14 protein-coding genes and 1 pseudogene are annotated in these 12,909 nt (G+C 48.3%); 13 read left to right on the forward strand and 2 right to left on the reverse strand.

From position 1 onward, the window contains the following. Nucleotides 1-63 precede the first annotated feature (63 nt). A complete protein-coding gene (locus LG384_RS09245) occupies nt 64-1,299 on the forward strand; it encodes a site-specific integrase (RefSeq protein ID WP_199969864.1) in 1,236 nt (411 codons plus the stop codon). Nucleotide 1,300: 1 nt separating this feature from the next. Continuing rightward, nucleotides 1,301-1,537, forward strand: coding sequence for an AlpA family transcriptional regulator (locus LG384_RS09250; RefSeq protein WP_160438529.1), 237 nt, complete (start codon nt 1,301-1,303; stop codon nt 1,535-1,537). Nucleotides 1,538-1,588: 51 nt separating this feature from the next. Here LG384_RS09250 and LG384_RS09255 read toward each other — a convergent pair whose 3' ends face one another. Both LG384_RS09255 and LG384_RS09260 read right to left on the reverse strand, forming a co-directional pair. After that, nucleotides 1,589-2,473: a restriction endonuclease gene (locus LG384_RS09255; RefSeq protein ID WP_160438531.1), complete on the reverse strand. Its 885-nt coding sequence runs from the start codon at nt 2,471-2,473 to the stop codon at nt 1,589-1,591. Nucleotides 2,474-2,475: 2 nt separating this feature from the next. Further along, nucleotides 2,476-2,781 carry a YlcI/YnfO family protein gene (locus LG384_RS09260; protein ID WP_199969862.1) on the reverse strand — a complete coding sequence of 102 codons (306 nt, stop codon included), beginning with the start codon at nt 2,779-2,781 and terminating at the stop codon, nt 2,476-2,478. Nucleotides 2,782-2,971: 190 nt separating this feature from the next. On the opposite strand from LG384_RS09260, the gene LG384_RS09265 reads away from it, so the two are divergent. The 11 genes and pseudogenes from LG384_RS09265 to LG384_RS09315 all read left to right on the forward strand — a co-directional run bounded on the left by LG384_RS09265 (nt 2,972) and on the right by LG384_RS09315 (nt 12,906). Next, a complete protein-coding gene (locus tag LG384_RS09265) occupies nt 2,972-3,214 on the forward strand; it encodes a host cell division inhibitor Icd-like protein (RefSeq protein ID WP_199969859.1) in 243 nt (80 codons plus the stop codon). Further along, nucleotides 3,207-3,407: a hypothetical protein gene (locus LG384_RS09270; protein WP_096940677.1), complete on the forward strand. Its 201-nt coding sequence runs from the start codon at nt 3,207-3,209 to the stop codon at nt 3,405-3,407. Before LG384_RS09265 ends, LG384_RS09270 begins: the two co-directional genes overlap by 8 nt. A 4-nt stretch (nt 3,408-3,411) precedes the next feature. Beyond that, nucleotides 3,412-3,735, forward strand: a complete 324-nt coding sequence (locus LG384_RS09275) for a DUF4222 domain-containing protein (protein ID WP_181688728.1) — start codon at nt 3,412-3,414, stop codon at nt 3,733-3,735. Beyond that, nucleotides 3,732-5,531 carry a primase-like DNA-binding domain-containing protein gene (locus tag LG384_RS09280; RefSeq protein ID WP_200005810.1) on the forward strand — a complete coding sequence of 600 codons (1,800 nt, stop codon included), beginning with the start codon at nt 3,732-3,734 and terminating at the stop codon, nt 5,529-5,531. The genes LG384_RS09275 and LG384_RS09280 overlap by 4 nt, the downstream gene beginning before the upstream one ends. A 306-nt stretch (nt 5,532-5,837) precedes the next feature. Next, nucleotides 5,838-6,218: a hypothetical protein gene (locus LG384_RS09285; RefSeq protein ID WP_148373937.1), complete on the forward strand. Its 381-nt coding sequence runs from the start codon at nt 5,838-5,840 to the stop codon at nt 6,216-6,218. Between the two features lie 248 nt (nt 6,219-6,466). Next, nucleotides 6,467-6,670, forward strand: a complete 204-nt coding sequence (locus LG384_RS09290) for a hypothetical protein (protein ID WP_148373938.1) — start codon at nt 6,467-6,469, stop codon at nt 6,668-6,670. 12 nt (nt 6,671-6,682) lie between these two features. Further along, nucleotides 6,683-8,503, forward strand: coding sequence for a ClpP-like prohead protease/major capsid protein fusion protein (locus LG384_RS09295; RefSeq protein WP_200005811.1), 1,821 nt, complete (start codon nt 6,683-6,685; stop codon nt 8,501-8,503). A gap of 206 nt (nt 8,504-8,709) precedes the next feature. Continuing rightward, complete coding sequence (locus tag LG384_RS09300; RefSeq protein ID WP_148373940.1) at nt 8,710-9,198, forward strand: DUF1441 family protein; 489 nt, start codon at nt 8,710-8,712, stop codon at nt 9,196-9,198. 71 nt (nt 9,199-9,269) lie between these two features. Continuing rightward, complete coding sequence (locus LG384_RS09305; RefSeq protein WP_148373941.1) at nt 9,270-9,956, forward strand: hypothetical protein; 687 nt, start codon at nt 9,270-9,272, stop codon at nt 9,954-9,956. Nucleotides 9,957-10,100: 144 nt separating this feature from the next. Then, nucleotides 10,101-10,847: pseudogene (locus LG384_RS09310) on the forward strand (phage portal protein); the annotation flags it as partial. After that, entirely contained in the window at nt 10,804-12,906 is a 2,103-nt protein-coding gene (locus tag LG384_RS09315; protein WP_193134148.1) for a ClpP-like prohead protease/major capsid protein fusion protein, read from the forward strand. The pseudogene LG384_RS09310 and the gene LG384_RS09315, both read left to right, overlap by 44 nt. The last annotated feature ends 3 nt before the right edge of the window (nt 12,907-12,909 follow it).

Raw genomic sequence — 12,909 nt, forward strand, 5'->3', positions numbered from 1 at the left:
CTGGGTTTTCGGGTGTTACGAGTAACTGTGTATTGCAATGTGTATTGCAAATGGAGGGGTAAGATGGGGGCAGAGAACAAACTTAGCGACAAAGCGTTACGTGCTTTGATGGGGAAGGTGCAGCCGGCGCAAAAGCATATTGCGGACGGCAAAGGGCTATCTGCAAGGGTCAGTAAAAAAGGCGGAATTAGCTTCGTTTTCTTTTATCGCCTGGGAGATCGCGACTCTTCGCCTCTCTGGCTCACTCTTGGAAGATACCCGGATATGAGCCTTAAGCAGGCCAGAGAAAAGCGTGACCAATGCCGGGCATGGTTAGCTGAAAATCGCGATCCTCGAATTCAGTTAAAACTTTGTGCAGAAAAAACACTGAAGCCAGTAACGGTTCAGGAAACACTAGACTACTGGTATGAAAACTACGCTTCAGTTAAGCGCGTGAAGCATCAGGATGCGATCTACAGGTTCAGATTACATATTTACCCGCACATTGGTGATTTTCCTCTGGAGCAATGCGGCTTATCTGACTGGATGGCGTGTTTTGACAGGATTAAAAAGAATGCTCCAGTTATGGCTGCATATGTTTTTGCGGATGTCAGACAGGCACTAAAATTTTGCCGGATAAGACAATTTGCAGTGTCAAATGTGCTTAATGATTTGCGTATGACCGATGTTGGTGAGTTTGCAAAGCGTAAAGAAAGATTTCTCTCAGAGGATGAGTTAAGAGATGTATGTAACCATATCTTTAAAGAAAAACTATGGGCGCTTGCTTCTCTTTATAATCGGCGCGTTATGACAATATGTCTGATATTTGGTTGCCGATTGAGTGAGGTAAGGTTATCAACCTGGAGTGAGTGGGATTTTGAAAATTGGGTATGGACCGTTCCTGCTGAACATAGCAAGAATAAAAAAGAAATTATCAGACCTATACCTCAAGGCATAAAACAGTGGCTGGTAAATCTTCATGCTGAAACTAAATATCGCGATTACATGCTAGGTTCATATCGTGACCAGAAACAAATAAGTACAGATGTAGGTAAGATCTGGAAGAGGTTAGGGCATAAATCATCATGGACTCTACATGATTTCAGAAGAACGATTTCTACATACTTAAATGATTTTGGCTGTGACTTTTTTGCCGTAGAAAGTTTGCTTGGACACACAATAAGAGGAGTGGCTGGAATTTATAATCGAAGTCAGTATATGAATAAAAAGTCAGAGGCTTTAGAACTATGGTTTACTTACCTAGATGGATTGATTAATCAAAACGCCAAAGTGAAAGTATTAAAAAGAGAGGTGGCTTAATATGAAACCAATTGCAATTGTGGAAGAAAGTGATTTTGAATTTATGCCTGATGTAGACCAAATTATCCGTGAACCAGTGTGCCGCAAGTTGACTACGTTATCAAATACGACTCGATGGCGACTTGAAAAGGAGGGCAAGTTCCCCAAGCGTCGCAAGTTAGGGCGTAACGCTACGGGATACTTGTTGTCTGAAGTGCAGGCATGGGTGCGTGGGGAATGGCTAGTAAGCCACTCTTGAGAAAATTATGGCCCCATATAGGGGCCTTGATTTTTATGATAAATTATGAATTTAATATCTTCTCATACCTAGAAGAAACTGGCCAACGTGGGGATCATAGAAATCGTAATGATCACGGTCATAATGGTCGCTAAAGCTAGAATATTTTATTGTTTTAAAATCATAATTTTGATTCCAATCATCATCAAAAAACATTTCGAGGTAGACTTCATTTGTAATAGGTTCTTCTCCATGCGGATATAAGTAATCAATATACCATGTAAAAGTTCCATGCTTATCATCATAGTAAACACTTCTTAATCTGAAGAAATGATTATCCGATATGGAATTATTAGCCCGATTAATTTCTACAATTTTGTTTTCGATATCAGGGAGGTAAAATCTATATTCAGAACCAATTCGATTGTTAATGTGGAAGTAATAACCAGAATAGTTGGCTACCCAGTTATTTGGGCTAGTTGTTGCATATATTTTCCATTTGTCTGTACTGCCAGGGAAAAATCTTTGTGCGATAGACCATAAATCAGGTGATGAAAGTACTTGCTCAAGTTTAACATAGTCCCAATATGTTGCAGTTATATCGGTTTTTGGGTTTTTTGTGATATTTTCTAATCTTTGTGATACGGTTGATGATGGATAAGTTGATGTTACTAAAAGGTAACCATTGCATTCATGCTGATAACAGCTAGCAATAATATCATCTAAGTCGGCGGTCCCTACCGAATTACCACTCACTGCTTTGTGCTTGCATTGAACTAACCATTTTCTAGATGCAGGAGAAAAATCACTTTTAAATTCTTCGACAAAGATTAAGTCTTTACCTGCGTCTGGACCTTTACCACTCCAATAAACTTTATGGCCTAGTCCAAATAATACTTCCCGCATTAATAGTTCTAGGTCTTGGCCATCAGTGGATAATTCTTTAAAATTTAGCATAATTAGTCCTTATTATAATTTTTGCTATTCTTTATTTCACAGTCCGCTATCTTGATGAGAGTATCAAGTTCTTTATTTGCTTTTGCCGCGCGCTCACGGATATCTACCATTTTCTCTAATGCTGAAATAATCGCATCTTCTGTCGTTCCTTGTGTTTTACGGCGGGCTATCTCGCCCCGCATAGCGGTAACAATAAATCCTGCGCTGCTTTCGTCCTGCCGTTTGAGGACTTCCATGCTATCTAAGACGTCGTGAGGAATGCGAATGGATATCTGTTTTGATTTCTCGTTAATAGTGTTCTTAGCCATAGGTGTTTGTCCATTTTATTAGTGTGATTCAGTATACACAAAATTTAAATCACAGAAAGTATTGATATGTGATTCAGTAGTGGTTATTGTGAATCACACGTCGCAGTTTTATGCGACACAGACAACGAAGCCCGGCAGTGCGCTAACACCAACCGGGCCTCTAACCAAACCGTTAACTGGAGTAACGACTATGGCTGGAACACAGCATACCCAAACTCACCCCAAATTTACATGGCTATTCCTCGGTATACCGAAGGGGCAGACCTGCACGCCTGTAGTTATCCGCATTGCCGCCGACACCGAAGAAGAAGCCCGCGAATGGTATTCCCGCTGGGATCTAACCTTTGCCGCGAAGATTCGCTCTGAGTGCTCTCTGTACCAGTATGCAAGCGGCGTTTACGAACTGAATGTGATGGGTGGGCATCATGGATAACCAAATCCCTATGCTGAATGTCTCACTGCATGTCTCCCCTAATTTTTCCGGTCGTATTTTGCTTTATGTTGAAAATGGTTTAGTTAAAGGAGATACGGTATTACGTCCGGATGAAATTATAGGCACGCCATCACTCTTTGATCACATCCTTGAACGCGCTGGTTATCGCGTAACGCCAGTCAAAAAGGACTAACGCCATGAAAAAGAAAATTAACAGCTTAACTGCTGGTGGCTCTGCTCGTTCTGAAATCGAACCTCACAGCCGTTGGAAAGATTCTTACGGTGAAAAAATCACTGTCATCGGTACAACTGAAAGCAGCATTACTTATGTGCGTGATGGTTATTCCCGTGAGTGTGTGTGTTCGGAGTATCGCTTTCGTAATGATTTTATTTTTTTGCAGGAAGAAACAGAAAAAAGCCAGCTTGTCGCCAGAGAAAACGGGCGTAAAAAAATTGCGGCGTTGCGTTCTGCGTTGCCTCTGAGTGTTGGATCTGACGGATGGGATAAGGGGCTGAAATGAAACGAGCACCGAACTTAAAATTTCTGCCAAAGGAAAAATTTACAGAGGCAGTCATTTTTGCCGGGACTGATGCTTACGCTCATGCAAAGGGATGGGAAGAGGGGCTGGGTAAACAAATTGCCGAAGATACAACGCCTCCTATCTATCTGGGGCCAAAGCAACTGGCGGAACTGGATAACCTTCAAATTGTTGATAAAGGTCGCCGTAGCGCCCGTGTATATATTGCCGGAGATATTGAGCCGATACTGATTAACACTATTGGTGAGAAGCTGGCGCGGGCCGGAGTGCAGGACGCCAAATTGTATAAGGGCATTCCGGATCGCCATCCAGAGGACTGGCATGATTATCTGGAGAGGATCCGAAAGGATAGTATCGTTGTCGATCTTCCGGTCACGAAACGCGAACCAGCCCATATCGGAGTAGCACCGGCATTGAATCAGATGGGGGCCAGCCAGCGCGGTGAAGTCTTACTGGCGCATTATGACGGCGACCTGGCAATTCACGCCGACTCTGACACGGTGCACCACTATAACGGCGTGGTGTGGAATCCGCTTCCGGACAAAGAGCTGCAGCGCGAAATGGCGCAGATTTACATTGATGCTGAGGTGGCCTATTCGCAGAACGCCGTCAAATCGGCGGTAGAAACCATGAAACTGAGCCTTCCGGTTATGGGCGTGACAGAGCGAAATCTGATTGGCTTTAGTAATGGGGTATTTGATACCCGAACAGGACAATTCAGACAGCACAGCAAAACAGACTGGTTGCTGATCGCAAGTGAACTACCGTTCAGCCCACCAGCAGAAGGAGAAACGCTGGCCAGCCATGCGCCGAACTTCTGGAAGTGGCTCCGCCGCTCCGTGGCCAGTAATGACCGTAAAACAGATCGTGTGCTGGCAGCGTTGTTTATGGTGCTGGCGAACAGGTACGACTGGCAATTATTCCTGGAGGTAACGGGGCCAGGTGGCAGCGGTAAAAGTGTGATGGCAGAAGTCTGCACCATGCTGGCAGGTAAGGCTAATACGGTCTCAGCCAGCATGAAGGCGCTGGAGGATGCAAGGGACAGGGCGCTGGTGGTGGGCTACTCGCTGATCATTATGCCTGATATGACCCGGTACGCTGGTGATGGTGCAGGTATTAAGGCCATAACGGGTGGTGACAAGGTGTCTATCGATCCGAAACATAAAGCGCCATATTCAACCCGTATCCCGGCAGTGGTGCTGGCGGTCAACAACAATGCTATGACATTCAGCGACCGCAGCGGGGGGATCTCGCGGCGACGGGTGATATTCAACTTTTCGGAGGTTGTACCGGAAAACGAGCGAGACTCGATGCTGGCAGAAAAAATAGAAGGGGAACTGGCTGTAGTTATCCGCCATCTGCTTACCCGTTTTGCAGACCAGGACGAAGCCAGACGCCTATTGTATGAACAGCAGAAATCAGAAGAGGCTCTGGCAATAAAACGTGAAGGTGATTCGCTGGTGGACTTCTGCGGCTACCTGATGGCGTCGGTTGTATGCGACGGGATGTTTATCGGTAATGCCGAGATAGTGCCATTCAGCCCACGAAAGTATCTGTATCACGCCTACCTCGCATACATGCGAGCCAATGGCCTCAACAGGCCCGTTTCGTTGATGCGGTTCGGAACCGATATGCCTGGCGCAATGGCTGAATATGGTAAGGAGTACCAAAAGCGGAAAACAAAGCATGGAATACGTTCCAACGTAACTCTGCACGATGATTCAGACGACTGGATGCCATCATGTAACAGTGTTTCTGACAGTGGTGGGATAGAGTAAAGTTACGGATAAAGTGTTCACCAGTATTCACCGTGTTAAAAAGTTTATCTATAACAGCGGGTTAAGGGGTGAACACTTATTTATTAAGTATTCACCAGGTATTCACCCGTTCACCTTTTGACTGTTTTTTGTTCTAAATGGTGAAGGGTAGGGTGAACACTAGTGAATACCTGAAAGAAGAGTATTCACCACATAACCACATGAATTTACTTAACAAATTCGTGAAGGTGAACAGGTGAACACTTAAACGTATATTTTTTAATTTTTATAAATTCGCTGGTACGAAAGAGCCACGAAGAAGAAAGGATGAAAAGTGATATGGATGTAATTGAACCTATAATTTCCTGGTCTGGTGAAATGGCAGATGCTTTTCGCGATTCATCGGCCTATCTGACATGGGCTTTTTTCTCAGTGATAGCGGTTTATATGACCTGGATAACTCTGGAGGTACAACGTAAGAATCATCTGTCAAAAAGACCGGTGAGAGCAGTTGCATGGGGAATATCTATCCTTTTCTTGGGGATATATGTAATCAATATAATTGCCATTGCAAACTTGTTTAAAAAGCCGCTCGGAGAATTGGGGGCAGCAATGCTCATAATGGCCATCACATTGATGTTAATCATAAACGTATACCCCGTACTTTCTGGTGTGCTGACAGGGGTTAAACAAAAAAAAGATAGCTGATGATTGTTCCATCGTGATTGGAACGCATGGCGAAAACTGTCACTGAACAGGCTGGCCCATATCCAGACGCTCGTTGAAACACGGGGTTTATAGTCTGGTTCACCATCATAAATTGTGTTCGTTTATCAGTCGGGGAAACCCGACTTTTTTTATTACCATCATTTCATTTTTTGCAATGAAGTTGATCTTAATTGCATTTCGATCAACACTGGATGCCTATCCAGTTTTTATGATGAGGAGAGCAAACAGTGACAAAACCCAAAGGTCTTTCAGTTTATCTCGATGATGAAACCACCTTAGTGCTCAATCGTCTGCGTGAAGAAATTCGCCAGCGCTATGAGCGTGAAGGTATTCCCGGTAATGCCCCCACCATTGGCTGGCTTACCCGTTCCCTGCTGCGTGAAAAATTGGGGATGGTTCCTGCAAAAAACGACGCGCCCGGTGCGCTGTAAGGCTGGTCTGTAATGGAAATATCACTGTATGAACCGATCGAGGGGATGACGGCGAAACGCTTTCGTGAAGCTCTGCAGGTGGCAAAAGGCCCGGTGACGGTCGCTATTAACAGCGGAGGTGGAAACGTTACTGACGGAATGGCGATTTTTAACGCCTTACGCGGTTACAAAGGCCATACGGTAGCCCGCATTGATGGTATTGCCGCATCAATGGCGACCATCGTTGCACTTGGAGCTAAACGCGTCGCTATGGCCGATAACGGCTGGTGGATGGTTCACAATCCGTGGGGAGTGATGGCGGGTGAGGCCGGGGATATGCAACGTCATGCGGAAGTGCTGGAAAAAATCGGTAAAACAATGCTGGCCACCTATGTAGCTAAATCCGGTCTTCCCGAGTCAGAAGTAAAGGCCATGATGGATGCTGAAACCTGGTTAACGGCAGCGGAGGCAAAAGAAAAAGGTTTTGTGGATGAAATCTACCCGGCAGAAGGGCAGATGTTCGCGATGGCGCCGGGCTGTGATTCGCTGGTGGCAAAATTTACCCGAACGCCGGAACAACTGCGTGAAGCGATGAAGACCACCAGCCAGCCAGAAAACACAGAGCAGAAAGCAGACGTTCTTTTTGCTGCTTTTGCGGGGCATGAGTGGGCCGCCGGTATCCGGGCTGAGTTTGTGAGCGGCTGCATCACCGAGGTGCAGGCCAGACAAAAAATTCTAACCAATCTGGCTGCGGGAACGACACCGTGTGCCGGACCAGGAGCATATAACGTGTACTCAGGAAACGGGAACATTGTAGGGGACTCAGTTAAGGCGGCATTGCTGGCGCGTACAGGGCTGGAAAAAGCTGAAAAAGATAACCGCTATAACGGCTATACGCTGCGGGAACTGGCGCGAGCTTCGCTGGTGGATCGTGGTGTAAGTGGTATACCGGGCAATCCGCTGGGTATGGTCGGAATGGCGTTTACACACAGCAGCAGTGATTTTGGTGGCATCCTGGCGGACGTTGCGAATAAATCTATGTTGAAAGGCTGGGATAACTCGCCTGAAACATTCCAGCAGTGGACGAAAAAAGGGACGCTTCCTGATTTCAAAGTATCCCATCGGGCTGGTCTGGACGGCTTCAAGTCGCTGCGAGAGGTTCGCCCGGGGGCTGAATATAAATATGCCACGACCTCAGATCGTAGCGAGCCAATTGCTCTCGCGACTTACGGCGAACTGTTCAGTATCGATCGCCAGGCCATCATTAACGATGATATGAGTGCCTTAACGAGCATTCCTCAAAAAATGGGCGCGGCCGCAAGCCGTACGGTCGGGGATCTGGTCTATGCCGTGTTGCTGGGCAATCCCAAAATGGGCGATGGCAAAGCGATTTTCGATGCAGCACATAACAACCTGATGAAGATTGCACTGGATATCCCGGGGCTGAGTGCCGGGCGAAAAGCGATGCGTATGCAGAAAAACGGCGCTGGTGCTGTTCTGAATATCCCGCCGCGCTTCCTGCTGGTTCCGGTTGAACTCGAGGATAAGGCTAATCAACTGATTCGTTCCACCTCGTTACCTGAAGCGCAGAACAGCGGTGTATTCAACCCGTATAACGATGCGCTGACTGTAATTACTGAACCGCGGCTGGATGCTGAAAGTCTTAAAGCCTGGTACATGCTGGCGGGACAGGGGGAAGACACAATTGAGGTGGCTTATCTGGATGGCATTGAAACGCCATATCTGGAGCAACAGCAGGGCTTCACCGTTGATGGCGTAACGTTCAAGGTACGTATCGATGCGGGAGTTGCTCCACTTGACTGGCGCGGCCTGGTGAAGTCGGAAGGGGCTTAATGAATTCTGGTGGTAATCCGTTGGCGGTCTTCGGGCCGCCTTTTTTACGGGTCCTCCTGGCGATTATGTACACCGAGGGGGCGGCGACACGCGGAAAACGGCTGATTTTTCGCATTTTATGCGTGCAGCAGCGACAGGTTAACTAACTGAAAAATAATGATTCAGGTTGCTTTTGCTGCAAAAGCGACCGTGCAGCAGAGGTAAGGATGAAATTGAGTAAAACGCAGGTAAATGTTACGCAACTGGCGGAGCTGGTGGGCATGAACCGAAACCTTGTTGCCCGGCGTCTGCGTGATATGGAGCTGGCTGGCGGTAATGGTGAAAATCTCAAGTTGTACGAACTGGGAGCAGCGCTTCAGGCATTACTGACACCATCAATGAAAGAAAATGGTGAGATGTCACCGCAGGACCGAAAAGCCTGGTATCAGTCAGAAAATGAAAGACTGAAATTTGAAGCAGCCTCACGGGAATTGATTCCTGTAGAGGAAGTGGCCCGCGAATACGCCTCACTTGCGAAAGCGGTCGTTATGGTGCTGGAAACACTGCCAGATATTCTGGAACGCGACTGTGCTCTTACACCAACAGCTGTTACACGTGTTCAAGTCATTATTGACGATCTGAGAGATGGAATGGCGAGGAAAGTTGAGGAATGTGACACAAGTGATGGATGGCCTTTGAAAAAATCTAATAATTAAAGTTTGGTGGCTTGATTTAAAAATATGAATCCCCAATAGTATGAATGACTTAACTCACTGAGAAAAATAAAATGGCCGGACAATTAGACGAAGCAGCGAAACAGATCTTAGCGACATTATTAGGCGATTTCAATGAGAGAGGGCTTGGCTTTAAAGAACTTGAGGAGGGATACGAAGGGCCGACGTTGGCTGCATTAGCAACAGCTGTTTGTGTTTCTGAGGATATTACTCAAGTTGATTTTGAGGTTGCCTTCTCGGATCTCGAAAAAGCAAGACTCGTAGATACCGGCCCATATGAAAATCATAGTAGCGTCTCTAGTTCTCTTGTTTTTATTGGTGGATTTAAACAACGAGAGTACGCATATTTGACCCAAAATGGTTACAAAGAGTCGAGAAAAGCACCTAACCGCCCGCAGCAGAGAGTACAAAGGGTTATTAATACGGTCAATATACACGGTGGTTCCTTTACTAATCTCCAATTGGCTGCCGGTGAAAATGCCGAGCAATCTATGACAGTCACGAGTGGAACGGATAACGACATTGTCAATCAGCTGCTTTCCATTTTAGCGCAGCAGGGCATGCCAATTTCTGAAGTCGAAAAAGAAGGGATTCAATCAGCTGTTGATGCTGCAAATGAAGGTGATGGCAAGCAGGCAAAATCTATATTGACCAAAGTCTGTGGCCCTCTTTGGGAATCAGTGCAACCTGTTATGTGGCCTATTGTGGGTGAGTTAATTAAAAAAAGCCTTGGGCTTTGAATCCGTCAGTTTTCCCTAGGCCGCGTTAGCGGCCTTTTTTATTAACTTTCTCTGTGTATTGCAATGTGTATTGCAACTTCCTTCCTCTGCATATTCTGGCTATGAAACATAGCTAAAAATCAGTGAGTTATTTCAATTCGTTTCATTAAGGATTATGAAGAGAGTGAGCGCGTCGCCGCAAGAATCGCTGCTGCGCTGGGCTTTTATATCAAGAGAGGTGATGCCGCTACTTTCCCTCAGGAAGACGACTGGAAGCCGTCAGAAAATAAATACCGCTATTTTGATATCGCACCCGGGATGATTTTTGACGATCTGGCACCGGGCGAAGATCTGGGCATGGTGGAATCCAATCGTCCGAATGTCCATCTTCATGAGTTTCGCAACGGGCAATTACGTGCTGTTGCCGCCGGAAGCCGGGGAAGCTATTCCAGTATTGCCCGTGACTACAATGGCACATACAGCGCCCAGCGCCAGGAACTGGTGGAAAGCTATGAAGGCTACAACGTACTGCAGCAATGGTTTGTTGGTCAGCACAGTCGCCCGGTATACCGCGCCTGGCTGGCGATGGCGCTGTTAACGACAGATATCCCACCGGATGTGGATCGAACAACCCTCTTTAATGCGACCTATCTTGGCCCGGTTATGCCGTGGATTGACCCTGTAAAAGAGGCAATGGCCTGGCGGGGAATTGTGCGCGGTGGTGCGGGAACTGAAGCGGAATGGATCCGCGCCCGTGGGCAATCCCCCCAGGAGGTGAAGCGCCAGCGTATGCGTGAAACCGAATTCAACCGAGAAAACGGGCTGGTGTTCGACTCAGACGCCGCCAACGATAAAGGAGTGCTCCCTGATGCAGCAAATGATAAGCCCGCCCCGTCACGGGACGATGATTAACCCCCGCGCCAGTGTGGCTGGTATCGATGCCGCAAACGGTCAGTGCTGGTATGAGATTCGCGCACTGGCTGCAGGGCGTGTGGAAATATTTCTCTATGACGTGATCGGCGGCTGGGGGATTACCGCTCAGCAGTTCGTCTCCGACTGTAAAGAGGCCGGGGTGTTTGAGGCCAGCGCCGTCGATCTGCATATCCACAGCCCGGGCGGCGATGTGATGCAGGGATTTGCCATCTTTAACACCTTGTCCCGTCTGAAGGCGAAGCTGGATATCTGGGTGGACGGCGTGGCTGCCAGTATGGCTTCAATGATTGTCTGCCTGCCCGGTGCCACGGTGCATATGCCGGAAAACGCCTGGCTGATGGTACACAAGCCGTGGGGCGGGATCGCCGGGGATTCCGATGATATGCGTGATTACGCTGCCTGGCTTGATCGTAATGAAGCGCTGATGCTCAGTGCCTACATGAACAAGACCGGGCTGGGGCAGGAAGAACTGGAGGCGATGCTGAAAGCTGAAACCTGGCTTAATGGCGCGGAGGCGGTGGAAAAAGGTTTCGCTGACACGCTTGAACCAGAACTGCAGGCCGCGGCCTGTGTGAATCAAAATAAACTGAAGGATTACCAGAATATGCCAGAACAGATTAACAACCTTTTTGGGCCGCGTGCCGAAGCTCCTGTCAGTCAGCCGCAACCCGCACAAAATCCGGCGCCGCAGGCCGCAAATAACCCACCGGCACAGCAACCCACTCAGCAACCGCTGGCAGGAAATATCGACATTACCGCGCTGGCCGCCCAGCTCCAGCAGCAGATGCAGGCGGCGAATACTGAACGAGTAAGCGCAGTTTCCGCTGTGTTTGATGCGTTTCCTGCTTTCGGCTCGCTGAAAGCAGAATGCATCACGGATATTTCCTGCTCAGCGGAACAGGCCCGCACCAAATTGCTCAGTGCGCTGGCGGCAGGGACGACCCCGAGTGCCGGTCCGGGTGCAGTTCACATCCATGCGGGTAACGGGAATATTGTTGGTGATTCCATTCGTGCGGCGGTGATGAACCGTGCGGGTTATGCGCAGGCGGAAAAAGATAACGCCTACAACGGGTATACCCTGCGCGAACTGGCCCGCGCCTCGCTGGTGGATCGTGGTATCGGTATTTCTGGTGTCGGTACCGCACAGGCGATGGTTGGGCTGGCGTTCACCCACAGCAGCAGCGATTTCGGCAATATCCTGATGGATGTGGCGCATAAGGCGGCATTGCTTGGCTGGGATGAGGCCAGCGAAACATTCGAACAGTGGACCCGTAAAGGCACACTGACCGATTTCAAAACCGCACACCGCGTTGGCCTGGAGTCACTGGCATCGCTGCGTAAGGTTCGCGCCGGGGCGGAATATAAATATGTCACCATTAAAGATCGCGGTGAGCCGATTGCACTGGCCACCTACGGTGAGCTTTTCAGCATTGACCGCCAGACTATCATCAACGACGACCTGGATATGCTGACGCGTATCCCGCAGGCAATGGGGCTTGCTGCGCGAGCTACTGTAGGCGATCTGGTCTGGGCTGTACTGACCAGCAACCCGAAAATGTCGGACGGTAAGCCGTTGTTCCACGCCGACCATGGCAACCTTGTTGCAGCCGATCTGAGTATTGAAGGGCTGGATACTGCACGTAAGGCAATGCTGCTGCAAAAATCCGGCGATCGTCGTCTGAATATTCGTCCGGCCTACATGCTGACGCCAGTGGCAATTGAGTCACGGGCAAACCAGCTGATTAAGTCCGCCAGCGTACCGGGCGCAGACGCGAACAGCGGGATCGTTAACCCGATCCAGAACTTTGTGACAGTGGCTTCTGAGGCCCGCCTGGATGACAGCAGCCCGACGGATTTTTACCTGACTGCTGCGCAGGGGCGCGACACCATTGAAGTGGCCTATCTGGACGGTATCGACACGCCATATCTGGAACAGCAGCAGGGCTTTACTGTGGACGGTGCCGCATTCAAGGTGCGCATTGATGCGGGTGTGGCCCCGCTTGACTGGCGCGGGCTGGTTAAAGTCACCAAAAAATAACGA

Origin of the sequence: Citrobacter sp. Marseille-Q3906 (genome assembly GCF_916618775.1) — a bacterium.
Classification (GTDB): Bacteria; Pseudomonadota; Gammaproteobacteria; order Enterobacterales; family Enterobacteriaceae; genus Citrobacter; species Citrobacter murliniae.

Bases quoted from the DNA above. Each gene is read 5' to 3' on its own strand.
- LG384_RS09245 (WP_199969864.1), top strand. From the start codon at position 64: ATGGGGGCAGAGAACAAACTTAGCGACAAAGCGTTACGTGCTTTGATG.
- LG384_RS09250 (WP_160438529.1), top strand. From the start codon at position 1,301: ATGAAACCAATTGCAATTGTGGAAGAAAGTGATTTTGAATTTATGCCT.
- LG384_RS09255 (WP_160438531.1), bottom strand. From the start codon at position 2,473: ATGCTAAATTTTAAAGAATTATCCACTGATGGCCAAGACCTAGAACTA.
- LG384_RS09260 (WP_199969862.1), bottom strand. From the start codon at position 2,781: ATGGCTAAGAACACTATTAACGAGAAATCAAAACAGATATCCATTCGC.
- LG384_RS09265 (WP_199969859.1), top strand. From the start codon at position 2,972: ATGGCTGGAACACAGCATACCCAAACTCACCCCAAATTTACATGGCTA.
- LG384_RS09270 (WP_096940677.1), top strand. From the start codon at position 3,207: ATGGATAACCAAATCCCTATGCTGAATGTCTCACTGCATGTCTCCCCT.
- LG384_RS09275 (WP_181688728.1), top strand. From the start codon at position 3,412: ATGAAAAAGAAAATTAACAGCTTAACTGCTGGTGGCTCTGCTCGTTCT.
- LG384_RS09280 (WP_200005810.1), top strand. From the start codon at position 3,732: ATGAAACGAGCACCGAACTTAAAATTTCTGCCAAAGGAAAAATTTACA.
- LG384_RS09285 (WP_148373937.1), top strand. From the start codon at position 5,838: ATGAAAAGTGATATGGATGTAATTGAACCTATAATTTCCTGGTCTGGT.
- LG384_RS09295 (WP_200005811.1), top strand. From the start codon at position 6,683: ATGGAAATATCACTGTATGAACCGATCGAGGGGATGACGGCGAAACGC.
- LG384_RS09300 (WP_148373940.1), top strand. From the start codon at position 8,710: ATGAAATTGAGTAAAACGCAGGTAAATGTTACGCAACTGGCGGAGCTG.
- LG384_RS09305 (WP_148373941.1), top strand. From the start codon at position 9,270: ATGGCCGGACAATTAGACGAAGCAGCGAAACAGATCTTAGCGACATTA.
- LG384_RS09315 (WP_193134148.1), top strand. From the start codon at position 10,804: ATGCAGCAAATGATAAGCCCGCCCCGTCACGGGACGATGATTAACCCC.